Raw genomic sequence first — 22366 nt, 5'->3', positions numbered from 1 at the left:
TCCGATGACTGACAAGCTTGATCAGCCGCCTCTCCTGGAACAAATGAATCCCTATGAAAGGATCTTCAGCCGTTAACTAAAACTTCCTTCACCTGGCTGAAAGGTGCGTGTTAGGTGGGTCGGGCAAGACTGCCGGGGTTTGCAATCCTGCTCTTCTCGGAGACTCACGCATGCTCGGGCTGGTAAAGACCGCACTGCACAAGCCGTACACCTTCATCGTGCTGGCTATATTCATCTGCATCATCGGGCCGATGGCGGCCCTGCGCACGCCCACGGATGTTTTTCCCGATATCGGCATTCCCGTGGTCGCCGTGGTCTGGCAGTACAACGGCCTGTCCCCGGACGCCATGGCCGGCCGGGTGATCTACACCTACGAACGCTCCCTGAGCACCACCGTCAACGACATCGAACACATCGAGTCGCAATCGTTGCCCGGCATGGGCATCGTCAAGATCTTCTTCCAGCCTGGCGTGGACATCCGTACCGCCAATGCCCAGGTCACGGCGGTGTCACAAACCGTGCTCAAGCAAATGCCACCGGGCATCACCCCGCCGCTGATCCTCAACTACAGCGCCTCCACGGTGCCGATCCTGCAAATGGCGTTCTCCAGCCCCAGCCTTTCGGAAGCCAGAATTCGTGACCTGGTGCAGAACAATATCCGCCTGCCCTTAAGCGCCCTGCCCGGCCTGGCCATGCCCACGCCGATGGGCGGCAAGCAGCGGCAGATTACGCTCGACCTCGACCCCCAAGCCCTCGCCGCCAAAGGCTTGTCGGCCCAGGATGTGGGCAATGCCCTGGCGCTGCAGAACCAGATCATTCCGGTGGGCACCGCCAAGCTGGGGCCCAACGAATACACGATCCTGCTCAACAACAGCCCCAAGGCCATTGATGAGCTCAACGACTTGCCGATCAAGACCGTCGACGGGGCGCTGATCACCATCGGCCAAGTGGCCCACGTGCGCGACGGTTCACCGCCGCAAACCAACATCGTGCGGGTCGACGGCCATCGCGCCGTGCTCATGCCGGCGCTGAAAAACGGCAGCATTTCCACGCTGTCGATCATCGACGGTATCCGCCAGATGCTGCCGCGCATCAACGAAACCCTGCCGCCGTCATTGAAAACCTCGCTGCTGGGCGATGCCTCAGTGTTCGTCAAACAGTCGGTGGGCAGCGTGGCCCAGGAAGGCATCATTGCCGCCCTGCTTACCAGTGCAATGATCCTGTTGTTTCTTGGCAGTTGGCGCTCGACCTTGATCATCGCCGCCTCGATTCCCCTGGCGGTGCTTTCGGCCATCGCGCTGTTGGCCGTCAGCGGGCAAACCCTCAACGTCATGACGCTGGGCGGGCTGGCGTTGGCCGTGGGCATCCTTGTGGATGACGCCACGGTGACCATCGAAAACATCAACTGGCACCTGGAGCAAGGTAAGACGGTGAAGACCGCGATTCTCGACGGCGCCGCGCAAATCGTCGGCCCGGCGTTCGTCTCACTGCTGTGCATCTGCATCGTGTTCGTGCCGATGTTTTTGCTGCAAGGCATTGCCGGTTATCTGTTCCGGCCGATGGCATTGGCGGTGATCTTCGCCATGGCCAGTTCGTTCATTCTCTCGCGCACCCTGGTGCCGACGCTGGCGATGTTTTTGCTCAAACCACATCGGCCGGAGTCAGGCGCTGGGCATCATCCGGAAGATGCATTCATCAACCACCACGAGGGCGAACAGCACCTGAAACCACGTAATGCATTGCTGCAATCGGTGCTGAATTTTCAACAGGGATTCGAGCGGCACTTTTCCAATGTCCGCGACACCTACCATGGCCTGCTGACGCTGGCACTGGGCGCACGCAAGCGCTTCATTGTCGGGTTCCTGGCCTGCGTACTCGCGTCGTTCCTGTTGTTGCCGAGCCTGGGCCAGGACTTTTTTCCGGCCACCGATGCGGGTGCCTTGGCCCTGCATGTGCGCTTGCCCCTGGGCACGCGCATCGAGGAAAGCGCCGCGGCGTTCGACCGCATCGAAGCGCGGATCCGCGAGGTCATCCCGGCCGAAGAACTGGACACCATCGTCGACAATATTGGCATTCCGCTCAGCGGCATCGACATGGCCTACAGCAGCAGCGGCACCATCGGCCCGCAGGATGGCGATATTCAAGTCAGCTTGAAAACGCACCACGCACCCACCGCCGACTATGTGAAAAAACTGCGCGAAGCCCTGCCGCAAAGTTTCCCCGGCAGCCACTTTGCGTTCCTGCCCGCCGACATCAGCAGCCAGATCCTCAACTTCGGCGCCCCCGCCCCGCTGGACGTCAAAATCTCCGGGCGCAATGACGCAGAAAACCGCGCTTATGCCGTCGAACTTGAACGGCGCTTGCAGCATGTACCGGGGATTGCCGACCTGCGTATCCAGCAGTCCACCGGCTACCCCTCGCTGCAAGTAAACGTGGACCGTATGCGCGCCAACGGCCTGGGCATTACCGAGCGTGATGTCACCAACAGCATGGTCGCCTCCCTCGCCGGCAGCTCGCAAACCGCGCCGACCTTCTGGCTCAACCCGGCCAACGGCGTGTCTTATTCCATAGTCGCTGCCACCCCGCAATACCGCCTCGACAGCTTGCCGTCCCTGGAAGCGCTGCCGGTGACGGGGGCAAACGGGCAGGCGCAAATCCTCGGCGGCGTGGCAACCATCTCCCGGGTACAAAGCCCGGCCGTGGTGACCCACTACAACATCGAACCGACCCTGGACCTGTACGCTAACGTGCAAGGCCGCGACCTCGGCGGTGTGGCCCGCGATGTGCAAAAAGTGCTGGATGACACGGCGTCCATGCGTCCCAAAGGCGCGAACATCAGCCTGCACGGGCAGATCGATGCGCTGCATGAGGCGTTCAGTGGTTTGAGCTTCGGGCTGCTCGGCGCGGTGGTGCTGATCTACTTGCTGATCGTGGTCAACTTCCAGTCATGGGCCGACCCCTTTGTGATCATCACGGCGTTGCCGGCAGCATTGGCGGGCATCGTGTGGATGCTGTTCCTCAGTGGCACCTCGTTGTCGGTGCCAGCACTCACCGGCGCCATCTTGTGCATGGGCGTGGCCACCGCCAACTCGATCCTGGTGGTGAGCTTCTGCCGTGAGCGTCTGGCCGAACATGGCGATGCGTTGAAAGCCGCGCTGGAAGCGGGCTACACACGCTTTCGCCCGGTGTGCATGACCGCCCTGGCGATGATCATCGGCATGCTGCCCCTGGCGATTTCCGAGGAGCAGAACGCCCCGCTCGGCCGGGCAGTCATCGGCGGCTTGATCTTCGCCACCATCGCCACTTTGTTGTTTGTTCCCGTGGTCTTCAGCCTGGTCCACGGCCGTCATCCTACTCGCGCAACTGCTGGAGAAACGCCCCATGTCGCCTGATCAAAAACCCTCGCGCAAGCGCCTGATGCTCCTGGGTGTCGGTGGCCTGACGTTGGCTGCCCTGTTGGTCGCCAGCGGCCTGCACGCACGAACGCTGCACGAGCAATCGGTCACTGCCTGGACCGAAGCCGCCGCCGTCCCCCAGGTGATGGTGTTCCAACCCAAGCCAAACGCCGGCGGTGACACCCTACGCCTACCCGCTCACCTGGAGGCGTGGAGCAAGGCGGCGATCCATGCGCGGGTCAGCGGCTACTTGAAGGACTGGAAAGTCGACATCGGCGCCCAGGTCAAGGCCGGGCAACTCCTCGCCGAAATCGACAGCCCCGACCTTGACCAACAACTGGCCCAGGCCCATGCGCGCCTGATCCAGCAACAAGCCAATGCACACCTGGCAGCCACCACGGCGACCCGCTGGCAAAACCTGCTGGCCAGCCATTCGGTATCGCGCCAGGACGCCGATGAAAAAACCTCCAACGCCGCAGCCGCCAAGGCCAACACCGAAGCCGCTGCAGCAGACTATGCGCGACTGTGCGCCCTGGAAAGCTACAAGACCCTTCGCGCGCCGTTCGCCGGCACCATCACCGCCCGTAACACCGACATCGGCCAGTTGATCAAGGCCGATAACGCCAGCGATCCGGAACTGTTCAACATTGCCGACACCCACCAATTGCGCTTGTATGTGCCGGTGCCGCAGAACTATGCAGCGGTCATCCATACAGGCCTTGAGGCCGAACTGACCGTCCCCGAGCACCCCGGCGAGCACTTCAAGGCACGTCTGATCGGTGACTCCACCGCCATCGACCGCCGCTCCGGCACCCTGCTCGCTCAGTTCGTCGCCGACAACCCCAACGGCGAACTGCTGCCGGGCGATTACGCCGAAGTCACCCTGCCGATTCCGGCTGACACCCATGGCGTGAGCATCCCGGCCAGCGCCTTGATCTTCCGCGCCCAGGGCACCCAGGTTGCGATACTGGACGGTCGCAACCATGTGCACCTGCAAGACATTCATATTGGCCTGGACCTCGGCGAGCGCCTGGTGATCGACCAGGGCCTGAAGCCTGCTGACCGTATCATCGACAACCCGCCCGACGCCCTGCGCGAAGGCGACCCGGTGCAACTGGCCGACGCCTCGGGAGGTGCCCATGCGCCCAAAGCTTAAGCCGCTGGCGGCGTTGGTGCTGCTGGCGTTGCAGGGTTGCTCGATGGCACCCAGCTATAAAGTGCCGTCGATTGACCTGCCCGCGAACTACCGTGAACAAACCAGCGATGGCCCTTGGCACAGTGCGCAACCGTCGGACCAATTGGCGCCCCAGTGGTGGCAGCTTTACCACGATTCGCGCCTGAACGCGCTGCAACAGCAACTGCTCAAGGCCAACCCGGACCTGGCCGCGGCGCTCGCGCACTTCGATGCGTCCCAGGCCTACGCCAGCCAATTGCACGCGGGCCTTTTCCCGCAAATCACCGCCAGCGCGCAACCGCTGCGCCAGCGTCAATCGGATTCACGACCGTTACGCGGCACTACACAGCCGTCGGTGTACAACAGCAATACCGCTGGGTTCTCCCTGGGATACGACCTCGACCTGTGGGGCAGAATCCGCAATCAGGTCGCCGCGGGCGATGCCCAGGCACAAGCGTCCTTTGATGATTTGGCGGTGGTGCGCTTGAGCCTCCAACAGCAGTTGGCGAGCCTGTATGTGCAGCTCAATGGGCTGGATGCACAAAGCAGGATACTCAACAGTTCACTGGAGGAATTCAGCCAGGCGCTGCAACTGACCCGCAGCCGTTATGAAGGCCAGATTGCGTCGGAACTGGACCTGACCCGCGCGCAAAACCAACTGGCCGAAGCCAAGGCACAGTTGGACGAAGTGCGTGGCCAGCGCAACCTCGTCGAGCATGCCATCGGTGCATTGGTGGGCGTAACGGCCAGTGATTTTTCACTGCCGTCCAGTTCGCAATTAATGGCGTTGCCAGGCATTCCGGCGCAGTTGCCCAGCCACCTGCTGCAGCGTCGCCCGGACATTGCCGCCGCTGAGCGTCGCGTGTTTGCAGCCAACGCGACTATCGGCGTGGCCAAGGCAGCCTGGTTTCCGGATTTCAGTTTGACCGGTGTGCTGGGCGGGCAGACCCAAGGCGTCGGCAACCTGCTGTCCGCCGGCAACCGGTACTGGGCGCTGGGGCCGCTGATGAACCTGCCGATCTTCGACGGCGGGCGCTTGAGCGCCAACGAGCGCCAGACCAAGGCCGAGTTCGAGGAGGCCTCGGCACAGTACCGTAGCCACGTCTTGAAAGCCGTGCGTGAGGTGGAGGATAACCTCGCACAACTGCGAGATCTGCAGCAGCAAGCCGAGGACGAGCAAGCGGCGGCAGAGGCGGCGCAACATACCCAGGCTTTGGCGATGAATAGCTATCAGGCCGGGGCGGTGAGTTACCTGGACGTGGTCACCGCCCAAACCGCCGCGTTGCAGGCACAGCGAACGTTGCAGGCGGTGCAGACCCGGCAATTGCAGGCAAGCGTGGGACTCTTGACCGCACTCGGCGGCGGCTGGCAGCCGGGCTAATAACCTGCTGACTACTGATCGTTCCCACGCTCTGCGTGGGAACGTCGTTCAGGACGCTCTGCGTCTGCCCTTAAAATCGTGACGCGGAGCGTCACAGGGTTCATTCCCACGCGGAGCGTGGGAACGATCAGGCCGCGAGTTTGCCGCTGGCGATGGCCGCTGAAGCGGCTAGCATGGCGCGCAACAACACCGCACACCCTGCCGCCAAGTCATCCGGCGCGGCATTTTCGATTTCGTTGTGGCTGATGCCGCCTTCACACGGCACAAAGATCATCCCCGCCGGGCCCAGCTCAGCGACGAAGATCGCGTCGTGCCCTGCCCCGCTGACGATGTCCAGGTTCGATAAGCCCAAGCCATTGGCGGCATCGCGCACCGCCTCCACACAGCCTTTGTCAAAGTACAGCGGCGGGAAGTCCGCCGTGGGCTGCAGGTCGAAACTCAAGCCATGTTTGGCGCAGGTGTCTTCGATCACCTGGCGCACCTGGGCAATCATCGAGTCCAGCCGTGCCGGTTCCAAGTGACGAAAATCCAGGGTCATGCGTACTTCACCGGGAATCACGTTGCGCGATCCCGGATACGCTTGCAGGCAGCCCACCGTGCCGCACGCATGGGGCTGGTGCGCCAACGCCGCCGCGTTCACGGCGGCCACCACCGCGGCCGCGCCGACCAGGGCGTCCTTGCGCAAGTGCATGGGTGTAGGGCCGGCATGGGCCTCAACACCGCGCAGCTTCAGGTCAAACCACTTTTGCCCGAGGGCGCCGAGCACCACGCCGATGGTTTTGTGTTCATCCTCCAGAATCGGCCCTTGTTCGATATGCGCCTCGAAATACGCGCCGACCTTATGCCCGCTGACCGGCCGTGTTCCCGCATAACCAATCGCATTCAGCGCCTCACCCACGCTGACCCCATCGGCATCCACTTTGGCCAGGGTATCGGCCAGGGTGAACTTCTCGGCAAACACCCCTGAGCCCATCATGCACGGCGGGAAGCGCGAGCCTTCTTCGTTGGTCCATACCACCACTTCCAGCGGCGCCTCGGTTTCCACCTTGAGGTCGTTAAGGGTGCGCAGCACTTCCACACCGGCCAGCACGCCGAAGCAACCGTCGAACTTGCCGCCCGTGGGCTGGGTGTCGATATGGCTGCCGGTCATCACTGGCGGCAGGTCGGGATTGCGGCCGGGGCGACGCGCAAAGATATTGCCGATGCCGTCGATGGTCACCGTGCAACCGGCCGCTTCGCACCACTGCACGAAGAGATCGCGAGCCTTGCGGTCGAGGTCGGTGAGGGCCAGGCGGCACACACCGCCCTTGGGGGTGGCACCGAGTTTGGCCAGGTCCATCAGCGACTGCCACAGACGGTCGCGGTTGATGTGCTGATGGGTCGATTGCAGAACGTCGAGGGCAGCGTTCATGGGGGTCTCCTCAGGCTACAGGTTCTTATGAATTAACGCGGTCAACTGTGGGAGCTGGCTTGCCTGCGATAGCGGTGTGTCAGGCGACACGGCTTTAACTGATAGTCCGCTATCGCAGGCAAGCCAGCTCCCACCTGAACCGTGTTTACAACGGGGATTTGGCGGTGAGTGGACTGCTAGCGCGCTTGGCATTGAGCCCGTAATACAACACCCCGCCCAACGCCGAGCCGGTGAACCAGCCGTAGCTGTAGAACCAGCTGAACGCATCGCTGCCCAGCGACAGCAGCGTCAGCACCACCGGTACGCCAAAGGCGATAAAGCCGCTCCAGTTCCAGGCCGGGTACACGTCATCGCGGTACAGGCCGGCCAGGTCCAACTGCTGTCTGCGGGTGATGAAATAGTCCACCACCATGATCCCGGCAATCGGCCCCAGCAGGCTCGAATAACCCAGCAGCCAATTGGAATACACGGTTTCAAGACTCACGTCCGAGACGATCAGCCCGAGTTTTTTCAGCAGTTCATGGGCCATCAGCGCCAGCCCTACCAGGCCGGTGAGGATCACCGCCGTGGTACGGTTGATCAACTTGGGCGCGATGTTCTGGAAGTCGTTGGTGGGCGAGACGATGTTCGCCGCGGTGTTGGTGGACAAGGTCGCGACGATGATCAGCGCCATGGCGATGGCCACCCACACCGGGCTCTGGATATGACCGATCAGGCTCACCGGGTCGGAGACGCTGACCCCCACCAGTTTCACCGAGGCGGCGGTCATGACCACGCCGAGGGCGGCGAACAGGAACATGGTCAGCGGCAAGCCGAAGATCTGCCCCAGAATCTGGTCTTTCTGGCTGTTGGCGTAGCGGCTGAAGTCGGGAATGTTCAGCGACAACGTGGCCCAGAAACCCACCATCGCCGTAAGCCCCGCCATAAAGTAACCGGTGAGGCTTGCGCCTTCGGGGCGCTTGGGTGGGATCGCCATCAGCTCGCTGAGGGACACATTCGGCATCGCCCATACCAGCAGACCAACTCCTACGGCGACCAATAGCGGCGCCGACAAGGTTTCCAGGCGCTTAATCGACTCGGCGCCACGCAGCACCACCCACAGGTTCAGGCACCAGAACAGCATGAAACCGATCACCTCACCGGTACCGCCGAGGGCTTTCCAGCCGTCGAAAATCGAGCCTAAAAACAGGTGGATCGCCAGCCCGCCGAACATCGTCTGGATACCAAACCAGCCGCAAGCCACCAGCGCACGAATCAGGCACGGCACGTTGGAGCCGAGGATGCCAAAGGACGAACGCAACAGCACCGGAAACGGAATGCCGTACTTGGTGCCGGGAAACGCGTTGAGGGTCAGCGGGATCAACACCACGATATTGGCCAGCAGGATCGCTACCAGCGCCTCTCCCACCGACAGCCCGAAATACGCCGTGAGCACCCCGCCCAGGGTGTAGGTGGGCACGCAGATCGACATACCGACCCATAGCGCCGTGATGTGCCATTTGTTCCAGGTGCGCTCGTGCACTTTGGTAGGTGCCATGTCGTGGTTGTAGCGAGGGCTGTCGAGGACGTCGGGGCCGGCGTCGAGTTCGTACAGGCCGTTGCGCTCGATGACTTGCGATCTGTTCTGTTGCATGGCCGCTCCACGGTTTTTTTAAAATTATTGTTGCTCACCTGCACGCTAGGTTCAGGTGGCCGGAGTACCGCATCGACAACATGACATCCAGGGTTCCGGCCAACTGCCCGTGCACTCAATAACCGTGCCGACAACCGCCTCTGAGCCCGTACCGCTTATATAACGTACTGATGTTTATCAGCTTTCCAATTGAGCCTGCGGTACTTGCCGTATGCGTCAGGCTAAACAACTCACAAGTTGCTCGAACCTTCAGGTCTCAATCTGGTGCATCACAATTATTTTTATTTCTCGACGCCGTCAAGCGGCATATCTCAAGCGCCTGATTTGCAATAAGAAATATTGATCAGATCAAGAACCTGTCAAGTGCGTCAAAACAGGGTGGGCGTGCTTCATTTTGGTGAAACCAGGATTTTCCTATGTATATCAATAAGATAAAAACCATAAAGACTTGCGAAAAATCTTCTTGCTCATTCGAAAAACTCGGGCTAGTTTCTATTCCTGTCACCAATGACAGGAATTAACCCGTCATCGGTACGCAGTATTACAACACTTAGAACTGGCACAAGCCGGTCAAGCCTGTGAGGAACTCGACATGTCGCTGTTGATCCGTGGCGCCACCGTTATTACCCATGATGAAAGTTACCGCGCCGATGTGTTATGCGCAGAGGGTCTAATTCACGCCATTGGCACGAATCTGGATATTCCCGCAGGCTGCGAAGTACTCGATGGCAGCGGCCAATACTTGATGCCGGGCGGCATCGACCCCCATACCCATATGCAATTGCCCTTCATGGGCACCGTGGCCAGTGAAGACTTTTTCAGTGGTACGGCGGCAGGCTTGGCCGGTGGTACCACCTCGATCATCGACTTCGTGATTCCCAACCCGCAGCAATCGCTGATGGAAGCTTTCCACCAGTGGCGCGGCTGGGCCGAAAAGTCTGCCGCCGACTACGGGTTTCATGTAGCAATCACCTGGTGGAGCGAGCAGGTTCGCGAGGAAATGGCCGAGTTGGTCAGCCATCACGGCATCAACAGCTTCAAGCATTTCATGGCCTACAAGAACGCGATCATGGCGGCCGACGACACCTTGGTTGCCAGTTTCGAACGCTGCCTGGAACTCGGCGCGGTGCCCACCGTGCATGCCGAAAACGGCGAACTGGTGTATCACCTGCAACGCAAACTGATGGCCCAGGGCATCACCGGGCCGGAAGCCCATCCGCTGTCGCGCCCCTCTCAAGTGGAAGGCGAAGCGGCCAGCCGTGCCATCCGGATTGCCGAAACCATCGGCACGCCGCTGTACCTGGTGCATGTGTCGACGAAGGAAGCCTTGGATGAAATCACCTATGCCCGAGGCAAGGGCCAGGCGGTGTACGGTGAAGTGCTCGCCGGCCACCTGTTGCTCGATGACAGTGTGTACCAGCACCCCGACTGGCAGACCGCCGCCGGCTATGTGATGAGCCCGCCGTTCCGCCCGCGCGGGCACCAAGAGGCACTGTGGCATGGCCTGCAAGCGGGCAACCTGCACACCACCGCCACCGACCATTGCTGCTTCTGCGCCGAGCAAAAAGCCGCCGGGCGTGATGACTTCAGCAAGATCCCCAACGGCACCGCCGGCATTGAAGACCGCATGGCGCTGCTGTGGCACGAAGGCGTCAATACCGGGCGTTTGTCGATGCAGGAATTTGTCGCGCTGACCTCCACCAACACCGCGAAGATCTTCAATCTCTACCCCCGCAAAGGCGCGATACGTGTGGGCGCCGATGCCGACCTGGTGCTATGGGACCCCGAGGGCACGCGGACCATTTCGGCCAAGACCCACCATCAGCAGGTGGACTTCAACATCTTCGAAGGCAAGACCGTACGCGGCGTGCCCAGCCATACCATCAGCCAGGGCAAGCTGGTGTGGGCCGATGGCGACCTGCGCGCCGAGCGAGGGGCCGGACGGTATGTGGAGCGGCCGGCGTATCCGTCGGTGTTCGAGCAGTTGAGCAAGCGGGCAGCGCTTTCCAAGCCGGTGGCCGTAAACCGCTGAATCCAAAAAAAGCGGACGCGGAGCGTCCAGTGAGGCATTCCCACGCAGAGCGTGGGAACGATCGCCCACCTCAATAACCGTGAGGCCAACACCGTGATCCAGACCCTGACCCACCTCCCCCACCCCCGCGAAGACGGGGCCACCCTCGCCAGCCAGTTCACCGACCTGGCACCGCCCCTCAACGCCCGCCAGGCCCAGCTGGAAGCCTCGCGCTGCCTGTACTGCTACGACGCGCCTTGTGTGAATGCGTGCCCCAGCGAGATCGACATTCCGTCGTTCATCCGCAACATCCACACCGACAACGTGCAAGGCGCCGCGCAGAAGATCCTCTCGGCCAACATCCTCGGTGGCAGTTGCGCGCGGGTGTGCCCGACGGAAATCCTTTGCCAGCAAGCGTGCGTGCGCAATAACGCCGAAGAATGCGCCCCTGTGCTGATCGGCCTGTTGCAACGCTACGCCATCGACAACGCGCACTTCAGCGAACACCCGTTCCAACGCGCCGCGCCCACCGGCAAGCGCATCGCCGTGGTCGGTGCCGGGCCAGCCGGTTTGGCCTGCGCCCACCGCGCCGCCTTGCACGGTCATGACGTGGTGATTTTCGAAGCGCGGGAAAAAGCCGGCGGACTGAATGAATACGGAATCGCCAAATACAAACTGGTGGACGACTTCGCCCAGAAGGAGCTGGATTTCCTCCTGCAGATTGGCGGCATCGAGGTTCGCCACGGCCAGCGCCTGGGCGACAACCTGACCTTGAGCGAACTGCACCAGCAGTTCGATTCGGTGTTCCTCGGCCTGGGTCTCGCTGCCAGCAAACAGCTGGGTCTGCCTTTTGAGGACGCCCCCGGCCTGCTCGCCGCCACCGACTATATCCGCGAACTGCGCCAGGCCGACGACCTCACCCAACTGCCCCTGGCCGACCGTTGCATTGTGCTCGGCGCCGGCAACACCGCCATCGACATGGCCGTGCAGATGGCCCGCCTCGGTGCCCGCGATGTCAACCTAGTGTACCGCCGTGGCCTGGCCGACATGGGCGCGACCCACCACGAACAGGACATCGCCAAGGCCAATCAGGTACGGCTGTTGACCTGGGCCCAACCCGACGAAGTTCTGCTCGACGACCAAGGCCGCGTACGCGGCATGCGCTTTGCCCGCACCCGCCTGGAAAACGGTCGCCTGTTGCCGACCGGGGAAACCTTCGAACTGGCCGCCGATGCGATCTTCAAGGCGATCGGGCAAGGCTTCGACAACGACGCCCTGCACGACCCGCTGGCCCAGCAGTTGCACCGCGTCGGCGAGCGCATCTTCGTCGATGAGCAACTGCGCACCAGCATCCCTGGGGTGTATGCCGGCGGCGATTGCGTCAGCCTCGGCCAGGACCTCACCGTCCAGGCAGTACAACATGGCAAGCGGGCCGCCGAAGCCATGCATGCCCAACTCATGCTGACTGTGGAGGCTGCGTAATGGCCGATCTCTCGATTGTATTCGCCGGAATCAAAGCGCCCAATCCATTCTGGCTGGCCTCCGCGCCGCCCACCGACAAAGCCTACAATGTGGTGCGTGCGTTCGAGGCCGGCTGGGGTGGCGTGGTGTGGAAAACCCTGGGGGAAGATCCGGCGGCGGTGAACGTGTCGTCGCGCTACTCCGCGCACTATGGCGCCAACCGTGAAGTGCTGGGCATCAACAATATCGAACTGATCACCGACCGTTCCCTGGAGATCAACCTGCGGGAAATCACCCAGGTGAAAAAGGACTGGCCGGACCGCGCGCTGATCGTCTCGCTGATGGTGCCTTGTGTCGAAGCGTCCTGGAAGAACATCCTGCCCTTGGTGGAGGCGACCGGCTGCGACGGCATCGAGCTGAACTTCGGCTGCCCCCACGGCATGCCCGAACGGGGCATGGGCGCCGCCGTCGGCCAGGTGCCGGAGTACGTGGAGCAAGTGACGCGCTGGTGCAAGACGTATTGTTCGCTGCCGGTGATCGTCAAGCTCACGCCGAACATCACCGACATCCGCGTGGCGGCGCGGGCGGCCTATCGCGGTGGCGCGGATGCGGTGTCGCTGATCAACACCATCAACTCCATCACCAGCGTGGACCTGGAACGTATGGTCGCGCTGCCGGTGGTCGGCACCCAGAGCACCCACGGCGGTTACTGCGGCTCGGCGGTCAAGCCGATTGCGTTGAACATGGTCGCCGAAATCGCCCGCGACCCACAGACCCACGGCCTGCCGATCTGCGGCATCGGCGGTATCGGCACCTGGCGGGATGCGGCGGAGTTTGTCGCCCTGGGCTGCGGCGCGGTACAGGTGTGCACGGCGGCGATGCTGCATGGGTTTCGCATCGTTGAAGAGATGAAGGACGGCTTGTCGCGCTGGATGGACAGCCAGGGCCATGCCAACCTGCAGGCGTTTTCCGGGCGGGCGGTGGGCAATACCACAGACTGGAAGTACCTGGACATCAACTACCAGGTCATCGCCAAGATAGACCAAGAGGCGTGCATTGGCTGTGGGCGTTGCCATATTGCCTGCGAGGACACCTCGCACCAGGCCATTGCCAGCTTGAAGCAGGCCGATGGCACGCATCTGTATGAGGTGATCGATGATGAATGCGTGGGCTGCAACCTGTGCCAGATCACTTGCCCGGTGGCCGACTGCATCGAGATGGTGCCGATCGATACCGGCAAGCCGTTTTTGAACTGGACGCAGGACCCGCGCAATCCTTACCGGGAAGCGGTGTAATCCTTGTCCCTCGTTCCCACGCTCCGCGTGGGAACGCATCCTGTGACGCTCCGCGTCACCCTGGCAAGAGCGGACGCAGAGCGTCCAGGGCGGCATTCCCACGCGGAGCGTGGGAACGATCAGCTCAAGGTTCCAAGCCAATCCCGCGCAAAATCACACTGGTCACTGTCTGAATGGCCTTCTCGAACTGCCTGTCCGACAACGGCTGGTGATCATTCAAAATCTTCACCTGGTGGTCGAAGTCGGCATAGTGCTGGGTCGAGGCCCAGATCATGTACAACAGGCTCGAGGGCTCCACCGGCAGGATGCGTTTGTCTTGCACCCATTGGCGAATCTTCGCTTCCTTCATCTTGGCCCAGTCGTACAGGCTTTCATCCAGGGCCTCGCCGAGTGTGGGCGCGCCGTGGATGATTTCATTGGCCCAGACCTTGGAGCCATACGGGCGCGTGCGCGAGCGCTGCATCTTGGCGCGGATGTAGCTGCTGAGCACCACACGAGGGTCGTCAAAGGTTTCAAAGCTCAGGGCGTCCTGCTTCCACAACTCCAGCAGGTCGAACAGCACCGCGCTGTACAGCTCGCTTTTGGTGGTGAAGTAGTAATGCAGGTTGGAGCGCGGCAGTTGCGCTTCTTCGGCGATGTCGGCCATGGCGGTGCTGCCATAGCCCTTGTTGGCGAAGACCTTCTCCGCCGCCAGCAGGATTTTCTCGACGTTGACCCGACGAATTCCGATCTTGTGATTGCCCATAAGGGCTCCCTGACAACAACACGGCCTAAAGACTACCACCGGCTCTAGATCGGGGCGACAGGCCAAGCCGAAACTTCGTACACTGCCGACTCCTATCCTCTGATCGGTGTTGAACAATGTTGCTCAAGAAGTCCCTGACCGCTGCTGTCCTGTTCACTGCCCTGCTGGGCGCCTCCACGGCGTTTGCCCACGCCCACCTCAAGAGCGCGGAGCCTGCGGCTGACAGCAATGTCGCCGCACCCAAAGACCTGCGCCTGACCTTCAGCGAAGGCGTCGAAGCCACCTTCACCAAGGTGTCCCTGAGCAAGGACGGCACCGAAATTGCGATCAAGGGCCTGGAAACTCCGGGCGCCGACAAGAAGACCCTGGTGGTCACGCCTGCCGCTGCGCTGGCAAACGGCACCTATAAAGTCGAATGGCATGCAGTGTCCGTCGACACTCACAAAAGCGAAGGCACTTACAGTTTCAAGGTCGGCCAATAACCCATGGCAACCCTGCTGGTGCTGTGCCGCTTCCTGCATTTCATCGTCGTGCTGTTGATGTTCGGGGCCTGGGGGTTGAGGCCCTGGCTGCTCGGCGCTGATGTGCAACCGACACTGGACCGGCAACTGCTGCGCATCACCCGTGGCCTGGCTGGGTTGGGGCTCGTCACCGGTGTTGCGTGGTTGCTGTTGATCACCGCCAGCATGGCCGGCAGTTGGGACGCGGCGCTGCAACCGGCCACCCTCCAGTTGGTGCTGGGCAAGACCTTTTTTGGTCAGGTATGGGCCTGGCATCTGCTGCTGAACCTGCTGCTGGTGATCGTGCTGATCAAGCCCTGGCCGGCCTTGCGCTTGCCGCTGCTCGCCCTGCTGCTGGCAACCCTGGCACCCGTAGGTCACGGCGCCATGCTCGACGGGCTGAGTGGACAGTTGCTGATTCTCAACCAGGTGGTGCACCTGCTGTGCGTTGGGGCCTGGCTCGGGGGGTTGCTGGTGTTGGTGCTGATCCTCCAGCAGGCGCAAGGCCAGCGCCTGGAGCCGATTTTGCGTCGCTTCAGTGGTGTGGGATATGGCCTGGTCGGCGGCTTGCTGGTAACCGGGCTGATCAACGTGCGCGTGCTCACCGGGCAACTATGGCCCACCCCGCTCTTCCAAGGGTTTGCCTTGATTTTGCTGATCAAGGTGGGGCTGGTGCTGGGTATGCTGGGGTTGGCGTTGTTGAACCGGTTGCGTATCGAGCGCTGCGAGCAACGCCTGGGCAGTTTGAAAGCCAGTGTGATGATGGAGTGGCTGCTGGGCCTTGCAGCGGTGGCGGCGGTTTCCCTGCTTGGAACGTTACCGCCGATGGTGATGGCTGACTGAAACCTGCGTCGCAATGCAATCCATGTAGGAGCGAGCTTGCTCGCGAAAAACTCACAGGCGCCGCGTTCATTCAGGAAGCACGCGTTATCGTTGACGTTTTTCGCGAGCAAGCTCGCTCCTACAGAGGGCAACCGTGCCGCTGCGTTGAATCGTTTCACCCAAGTCATCATATAACTTCTGCTTGACACGCCCCGAAAACCTCGCAAATATCGCGCTCAATGTTGTACGACGACGTATAACAAATAATAAAAACAACAAAACAAAGGGAGCCTCACTGTGAGTCAATCCGCCCGCCATTCCTGCACGCGCCTGGGCCTTCTCGGTCTCGGCAGCCTGGCCGTCACCCTGCCGCTGGGTGCCCATGCCGAAGGCTTTATCGACGACGCCAAGGCCACGCTCAATCTGCGTAACGCCTACTTCAACCGCAACTTCACCAACCCGACCAACCCCCAGGGCAAGGCCGAAGAGTGGACGCAGAATTTTATCCTCGATGCCAAGTCCGGCTTTACTCAGGGCACGGTCGGCTTCGGGATAGACGTGTTGGGCCTGTATTCGCAAAAGCTCGATGGCGGCAAAGGCACCGCCGGCACGCAACTGCTACCGGTACATGACGATGGCCGCCCCGCCGACAATTTCGGGCGCCTGGGTGTCGCACTGAAAACCAGGCTGTCGAAAACCGAGTTGAAGGTTGGCGAATGGATGCCGGTGCTGCCAATCCTGCGTTCCGACGATGGCCGTTCTCTGCCCCAGACCTTTCGTGGCGGACAAATCACCTCCAATGAGATTGCCGGGCTAACCCTCTATGGCGGTCAGTTTCGCGGCAACAGCCCGCGCAACGACGCGAGCATGGAAGACATGTTCATGAACGGCAAAGCCGCGTTCACCTCGGACCGTTTCAACTTCGGCGGCGGCGAATACACCTTCAATGACAAACGTACCCAGGTCGGCCTGTGGTACGCCGAACTGACTGATATCTACCAGCAGCAGTACCTCAACCTCACCCACAGCCAGCCGGTGGGCGACTGGACCTTGGGGGCCAACCTCGGCTTCTTCAACGGCAAGGAAGACGGCAGCGCCCTGGCCGGCGACCTCGATAACAAAACCCTGTTCGCCCTGCTCTCAGCCAAATACAACGGCCACACCTTCTACGTCGGCCTGCAAAAACTCAGTGGCGACAGCGCCTGGATGCGCATCAACGGCACCAGCGGCGGCACCCTGGCCAACGACAGCTACAACGCCAGCTACGACAACGCCAAGGAAAAGTCCTGGCAGGTGCGCCATGACTTTAACTTTGTGGTGCTCGGGGTTCCGGGGCTGACCCTGATGAACCGTTATATCAGCGGCAGCAACGTACACACTGGGGCGATCACCGACGGCAAAGAGTGGGGGCGTGAGTCGGAGCTGGCCTACACGGTGCAGAGCGGTGCGCTGAAGAACCTGAATGTAAAGTGGCGCAACTCAACCATGCGCCGGGACTTCAGCAATAACGAGTTCGATGAGAATCGGATTTTTATCAGTTATCCGATTTCATTGTTGTAGGTTCCAGTGTCGAACTCGATCTCAAAGGTGCCGCACATCCATGTGGGAGCTGGCTTGCCTGCGATGGCGGTGGGTCAGTTACCACACCCTTTTCTGACCCACCGCTATCGCAGGCGAGCCAGCTCCCACATTTGATCTCATGCGCCGGGAAGGAAGTTGACAACACCAGGAATCCCTAACACTATTTCCCCATAGTCATACGACAACCTACAACAAAAATCTGGAAGGCCCATGACCACCACCACTCCCACTCCCTTCAACCGCCTGCTGCTTACCGGTGCCGCCGGTGGCCTGGGCAAAGTCCTGCGTGAACGCATGCGTCCTTATGCCCAAGTGCTGCGCCTTTCGGATATCGCTGAAATGGCCCCCGCCACCGATGCTCGCGAAGAAGTGCAAACCTGCGACCTGGCCGACAAACACGCCGTGCATCAGCTGGTAGAGGGCGTCGACGCCATCCTGCACTTTGGCGGTGTGTCGGTGGAGCGCTCGTTCGAAGAGGTGCTGGGCGCGAACATCAGTGGCATTTTCCATATCTACGAAGCCGCCCGCCGCCACGGGGTCAAGCGGGTGATCTTCGCCAGTTCCAACCACGTGATCGGTTTCTACAAACAGGGCGAGCAACTCGACGCCCACTCCCCGCGTCGCCCGGACAGTTACTACGGCCTGTCCAAATCCTACGGCGAAGACATGGCCAGTTTCTACTTCGACCGGTATGGCATACAGACCGTGAGCATCCGTATCGGCTCCTCGTTCCCGCAACCGCAGAACCGCCGGATGATGCACACCTGGCTGAGTTTCGACGACTTGACCCAACTGCTCGAACGCGCGCTGTACACGCCCAACGTCGGCCATACCGTGGTGTACGGCATGTCGGCCAACCTCGATACCTGGTGGGACAACCGCTACGCCGCGCACCTGGGCTTTGCGCCCAAGGACAGCTCCGAAGTGTTCCGCGCCGAGGTTGAAGCCCAACCGCCCGTGGCCGCCGATGACCCGGCCAAGGTCTACCAGGGCGGTGCGTTCTGCGCGGCGGGGCCGTTCGGTGACTGAGTGCCCAGCAACCCAAGGGAATGACCATGTGTGCTGAATTGATTGTCGACGCCCGTAACGCCGTGGGCGAATGCCCGGTGTGGGTGCCTGAAGAAAACGCGCTGTATTGGGTGGATATCCCCAACGGCGGCCTGCAACGCTGGAACGCCGCCACCGGCCATCTGGCGGCGTGGAAAGCCCCAGAGATGCTCGCCTGTATTGCGCGCACCCAAGCGGGCAATTGGGTCGCGGGGATGCAAACCGGCTTCTTTCAACTCACGGCCCACAACGACGGCAGCCTCGACACCGTGCCGCTGGCCAGCATCGAGCATTCACGCCCGGACATGCGTTTGAACGATGGCCGCTGCGATCGCCAGGGCCGTTTCTGGGCCGGCAGCATGGTGCTGGACATGGGCTTGAACGCCGCCGAGGGCGTCCTTTATCGCTATGCGTCCGGGACTGCGCCCCACGCGCAACTGGGCGGGTTCATCACCCTCAACGGCCTGGCCTTCAGCCCCGATGGCCGCACGATGTACGCCTCCGATTCACACCCGCGGGTGCAACAGGTCTGGGCGTTCGACTACGACATCGAGACCGGTACACCGTCCAATCGCCGCCTGTTCATTGATATGAACGACTTTCCTGGGCGCCCCGACGGTGCGGCCGTGGACGCCGAGGGCGGCTACTGGATCTGCGCCAACGACGCCGGGCTGATCCACCGTTTCACCCCCGACGGTCGCCTGGACCGCTCCCTGAGCGTGCCGGTGAAAAAACCCACCATGTGCGCCTTCGGTGGCAGCCGCCTGGACACTCTGTACGTCACTTCCATCCGTGACGACCCGAGTGAACAGTCGCTGTCCGGTGGCGTGTTCGCCCTCAACCCCGGCGTCCAAGGGCTGCCCGAACCCCGCTTCATCGTTTAATCGCTGTGCCTTGAATACAACAATAACAAGACAGGAGTGACTTCCATGGACTTCAAACGCACCTTGCTCGCCGCTGCAATCTTCACCCTCAGCAGCGCCGCCCACGCGCTGGAAATCAAGTTCGCCGATATCCACCCCGCTGGCTACCCCACCGTGGTCGCAGAAGAAAACATGGGCAAGGCCCTGACCAAGGCGAGCAACGGCGAGCTGACCTTCAAGTATTTCCCCGGCGGTGTGCTGGGCTCCGAGAAGGAAGTGGTCGAACAGGCCCAGGTCGGCGCCGTGCAGATGACCCGCGTGAGCCTCGGTATCGTCGGCCCGGTGGTGCCCGACGTGAACGTGTTCAACCTGCCGTTCGTGTTCCGCGACCAGGCGCATATGCGCAAGGTCATCGATGGCGAGATCGGCGACGAGATCCTCGCCAAGATCACCAACTCCGAGTTCGGCCTGGTGGCCCTGGCCTGGATGGATGGCGGCACGCGCAACCTCTATACCAAGAAACCGGTGCGCAAGATCGAAGACCTCAAGGGCATGAAGATCCGCGTGCAAGGCAACCCGATTTTCATCGAAGCCTTCAACGCCATGGGCGCCAATGGCATCGCCATGGACACCGGCGAGATCTTCAGCGCCCTGCAGACCGGGGTTATCGACGGCGCGGAAAACAACCCGCCGACCTTGCTGGAACACAACCATTTCCAGAACGCCAAGTACTACACCCTCACCGAACACCTGATCCTGCCCGAACCCATCGTGATGTCGAAAATCACCTGGAACAAGCTCGACCCCGCCCAGCAGGACATGGTCAAGGCCGCCGCCAAGGCCGCCCAGGCCGATGAGCGCGTGCTCTGGGACGCCAAGTCCGCCAGCAGTGAAGAGAAACTCAAGAAGGCCGGCGTGGAGTTCATCACCGTCGATAAAAAGCCCTTCTATGAGGCCACCGCCGCGGTGCGTGCCAAGTACGGTGCGCCGTATGCGGACATGATCAAGCGCATCGACGCGGTTCAATAACCTCCCCTGCCCTGCATAAGGCCCGGCGCGGTCGGTATCGACGCGCCCGGTCACGGTGAACGCCATGAAGACTTTACTGCTGCGCTTCAATGACCGCCTCTACATGACCTGCATCTGGGTCGCCGGCCTGTCGGTATTGGGGGTCGCCTTGATCATTCCCTGGGGTATCTTCACCCGCTACGCCCTCGGCACCGGTTCCAGCTGGCCGGAGCCCACCGCTATCCTGCTGATGCTGGTGTTCACCTTTATCGGCGCTGCTGCCAGTTACCGTGCCGGTGCGCACATGTCGGTGGCGATGGTTACTGACCGCTTGCCGCCAACCCAACGCCGCCTCGTCGGCATCCTCTCGCAACTGCTGATGGGCACCATCTGCGTGTTCATGACGATTTGGGGCACCAAGCTGTGCCTGTCCACCTGGAACCAGTTCATGAGCGCCATCCCTACCCTGCGCGTGGGCATTACCTATATGCCGATCCCGATTGGCGGGGTGCTGACCCTGGTGTTCGTGGTCGAAAAGCTGCTGCTCGGTGACCAGAGCAACCGCAAGGTGGTGCGTTTCGACCTGGTTGAAGAAAACGAAGGGGCCGCCTGATATGGACGCGTTGATTCTGTTGGGTAGCTTTGTTGCGTTGATCCTGATCGGCATGCCGGTGGCCTATGCGTTGGGGCTGTCGGCGTTGATTGGTGCGTGGTGGATCGACATCCCGTTCCAGGCCCTGATGATTCAGATTGCCGGTGGGGTGAACAAGTTTTCGCTGATGGCGATTCCGTTCTTCGTACTGGCCGGGGCGATCATGGCCGAGGGCGGCATGTCACGGCGCCTGGTGGCCTTTGCCGGGGTGCTGGTGGGCTTTGTACGCGGTGGCTTATCCTTGGTCAACATCATGGCCTCGACGTTTTTCGGCGCGATTTCCGGTTCATCCGTGGCCGATACCGCGTCGGTCGGCTCGGTGCTGATTCCAGAGATGGAACGGCGTGGTTATCCGCGCGAATTCGCCACCGCAGTAACCGTCAGCGGTTCGGTGCAGGCGCTGTTGACGCCACCCAGCCATAACTCGGTGCTGTACTCCCTGGCCGCTGGCGGCACGGTTTCCATCGCCTCGCTGTTCATGGCCGGTGTGGTGCCAGGCCTGTTGATGAGCGCGTGCCTGATGGTGCTGTGCCTGATCTTCGCGAAAAAACGCGACTACCCCAAAGGCGAAGTCATCCCCTTGAAGCAGGCGCTGAAGATCGCCGCCGATGCGCTCTGGGGCCTGATGGCCATGGTGATCATCCTGGGCGGCATCCTGTCGGGCATCTTCACCGCCACCGAGTCGGCGGCGATTGCGGTGTTGTGGGCGTTCTTCGTGACCATGTTCATCTACCGCGACTACAAATGGCGCGAACTCCCCAAGCTGATGCATCGCACGGTGCGCACCATTTCCATCGTGATGATCCTGATCGCCTTCGCCGCCAGCTTCGGCTACATCATGACCCTGATGCAGATCCCGGCGAAGATCACCACGCTGTTCCTGACCCTGTCGGATAACCGCTACGTGATCCTGATGTGCATCAACGTCATGCTGTTGTTGCTGGGCACGGTGATGGACATGGCGCCGCTGATTCTGATCCTCACGCCTATTCTGATGCCGGTGATCCTGGGCATCGGCGTCGACCCGGTACACTTCGGGATGATCATGCTGGTGAACCTGGGCATCGGCCTGATTACCCCGCCGGTGGGCGCGGTGCTGTTCGTCGGGGCGGCGGTGGGCAAGACCAGTATCGAGAAAACCGTGAAGGCACTGTTGCCGTTTTATGCGGTGTTGTTCTTGGTGCTGATTGCAGTGACCTACATCCCGGCGTTGTCGCTGTGGTTGCCCCATTTGGTGCTGTAAACCTTCTTTCAGAAACAAGGTGAGCAACTGTGGGAGCTGGCTTGCCTGCGATAGCGGTGTATCAGTCACGGATGCATTGACTGACAGGTCGCTATCGCAGGCAAGCCAGCTCCCACACTTGCATCCTCAGTGTTTGTTTTGACT

The 22366-nt window shown here is 61.4% G+C and carries 17 protein-coding genes; 14 read left to right on the top strand and 3 right to left on the bottom strand.

Features of this window, described 5'->3' with window-relative positions; translation table 11 throughout:
* Positions 1–170: 170 nt before the first annotated feature.
* Genes TX24_RS23115 through TX24_RS23105 form a run of 3 tightly spaced genes read left to right on the top strand, consistent with a single transcriptional unit; the run spans position 171 to position 5950 of the window.
* Positions 171–3392: an efflux RND transporter permease subunit gene (locus TX24_RS23115; protein WP_057711245.1), complete on the top strand. Its 3222-nt coding sequence runs from the start codon at positions 171–173 to the stop codon at positions 3390–3392.
* Positions 3382–4551 (top strand): efflux RND transporter periplasmic adaptor subunit, encoded by a 1170-nt coding sequence (locus TX24_RS23110; RefSeq protein ID WP_003192272.1) that lies wholly within the window; start codon positions 3382–3384, stop codon positions 4549–4551. The genes TX24_RS23115 and TX24_RS23110 overlap by 11 nt, the downstream gene beginning before the upstream one ends.
* Entirely contained in the window at positions 4535–5950 is a 1416-nt protein-coding gene (locus tag TX24_RS23105; protein ID WP_057711243.1) for an efflux transporter outer membrane subunit, read from the top strand. Before TX24_RS23110 ends, TX24_RS23105 begins: the two co-directional genes overlap by 17 nt.
* Positions 5951–6077: 127 nt before the next feature.
* On the opposite strand, the gene TX24_RS23100 is transcribed toward TX24_RS23105, so the two are convergent.
* Both TX24_RS23100 and TX24_RS23095 read right to left on the bottom strand, forming a co-directional pair.
* Positions 6078–7361 carry a Zn-dependent hydrolase gene (locus tag TX24_RS23100; RefSeq protein WP_057711241.1) on the bottom strand — a complete coding sequence of 428 codons (1284 nt, stop codon included), beginning with the start codon at positions 7359–7361 and terminating at the stop codon, positions 6078–6080.
* A gap of 145 nt (positions 7362–7506) precedes the next feature.
* Entirely contained in the window at positions 7507–8994 is a 1488-nt protein-coding gene (locus TX24_RS23095; protein WP_003192276.1) for an NCS1 family nucleobase:cation symporter-1, read from the bottom strand.
* A gap of 592 nt (positions 8995–9586) precedes the next feature.
* On the opposite strand from TX24_RS23095, the gene hydA reads away from it, so the two are divergent.
* The 3 genes from hydA to preA all read left to right on the top strand — a co-directional run bounded on the left by hydA (position 9587) and on the right by preA (position 13761).
* Entirely contained in the window at positions 9587–11026 is a 1440-nt protein-coding gene (gene hydA / locus TX24_RS23090; RefSeq protein WP_057711239.1) for a dihydropyrimidinase, read from the top strand.
* Between the two features lie 93 nt (positions 11027–11119).
* Positions 11120–12487 carry an NAD(P)-dependent oxidoreductase gene (locus TX24_RS23085; RefSeq protein WP_057711264.1) on the top strand — a complete coding sequence of 456 codons (1368 nt, stop codon included), beginning with the start codon at positions 11120–11122 and terminating at the stop codon, positions 12485–12487.
* On the top strand, positions 12487–13761 hold the full coding sequence (preA, locus tag TX24_RS23080; protein ID WP_003192280.1) for an NAD-dependent dihydropyrimidine dehydrogenase subunit PreA: 1275 nt from the start codon (positions 12487–12489) through the stop codon (positions 13759–13761). The genes TX24_RS23085 and preA overlap by 1 nt, the downstream gene beginning before the upstream one ends.
* A 124-nt stretch (positions 13762–13885) precedes the next feature.
* Here the strand turns inward: preA and TX24_RS23075 are convergent, their stop codons facing one another.
* Positions 13886–14506: a TetR/AcrR family transcriptional regulator gene (locus tag TX24_RS23075; RefSeq protein WP_003192282.1), complete on the bottom strand. Its 621-nt coding sequence runs from the start codon at positions 14504–14506 to the stop codon at positions 13886–13888.
* A 116-nt stretch (positions 14507–14622) separates the two neighbouring features.
* Between TX24_RS23075 and copC the strand changes: the two genes are divergently transcribed.
* The 8 genes from copC (at position 14623) to TX24_RS23035 (ending at position 22222) form a co-directional block, all read left to right on the top strand.
* On the top strand, positions 14623–14988 hold the full coding sequence (copC, locus tag TX24_RS23070) for a copper homeostasis periplasmic binding protein CopC (protein ID WP_057711237.1): 366 nt from the start codon (positions 14623–14625) through the stop codon (positions 14986–14988).
* Positions 14989–14991: 3 nt separating this feature from the next.
* Complete coding sequence (copD, locus tag TX24_RS23065; RefSeq protein WP_003192285.1) at positions 14992–15849, top strand: copper homeostasis membrane protein CopD; 858 nt, start codon at positions 14992–14994, stop codon at positions 15847–15849.
* 276 nt (positions 15850–16125) lie between these two features.
* Positions 16126–17388 carry an OprD family porin gene (locus TX24_RS23060; protein WP_032896494.1) on the top strand — a complete coding sequence of 421 codons (1263 nt, stop codon included), beginning with the start codon at positions 16126–16128 and terminating at the stop codon, positions 17386–17388.
* A gap of 231 nt (positions 17389–17619) precedes the next feature.
* A complete protein-coding gene (locus tag TX24_RS23055) occupies positions 17620–18438 on the top strand; it encodes an NAD-dependent epimerase/dehydratase family protein (RefSeq protein ID WP_003192287.1) in 819 nt (272 codons plus the stop codon).
* A gap of 26 nt (positions 18439–18464) precedes the next feature.
* Positions 18465–19340 (top strand): SMP-30/gluconolactonase/LRE family protein, encoded by an 876-nt coding sequence (locus TX24_RS23050; RefSeq protein WP_057711235.1) that lies wholly within the window; start codon positions 18465–18467, stop codon positions 19338–19340.
* A 45-nt stretch (positions 19341–19385) separates the two neighbouring features.
* Positions 19386–20348 (top strand): TRAP transporter substrate-binding protein, encoded by a 963-nt coding sequence (locus TX24_RS23045; protein ID WP_003192291.1) that lies wholly within the window; start codon positions 19386–19388, stop codon positions 20346–20348.
* Between the two features lie 64 nt (positions 20349–20412).
* Positions 20413–20940, top strand: a complete 528-nt coding sequence (locus TX24_RS23040) for a TRAP transporter small permease (RefSeq protein WP_003192293.1) — start codon at positions 20413–20415, stop codon at positions 20938–20940.
* A gap of 1 nt (position 20941) precedes the next feature.
* Positions 20942–22222 carry a TRAP transporter large permease gene (locus TX24_RS23035; protein WP_003192294.1) on the top strand — a complete coding sequence of 427 codons (1281 nt, stop codon included), beginning with the start codon at positions 20942–20944 and terminating at the stop codon, positions 22220–22222.
* Positions 22223–22366: the final 144 nt, after the last annotated feature.

It is taken from the genome of Pseudomonas lactis (assembly GCF_001439845.1).
Lineage (GTDB): Bacteria > Pseudomonadota > Gammaproteobacteria > Pseudomonadales > Pseudomonadaceae > Aquipseudomonas > Aquipseudomonas lactis.
Note: the sequence above shows the minus strand (reverse complement) of the source record. Positions and strands in the feature narration are given on the sequence as shown.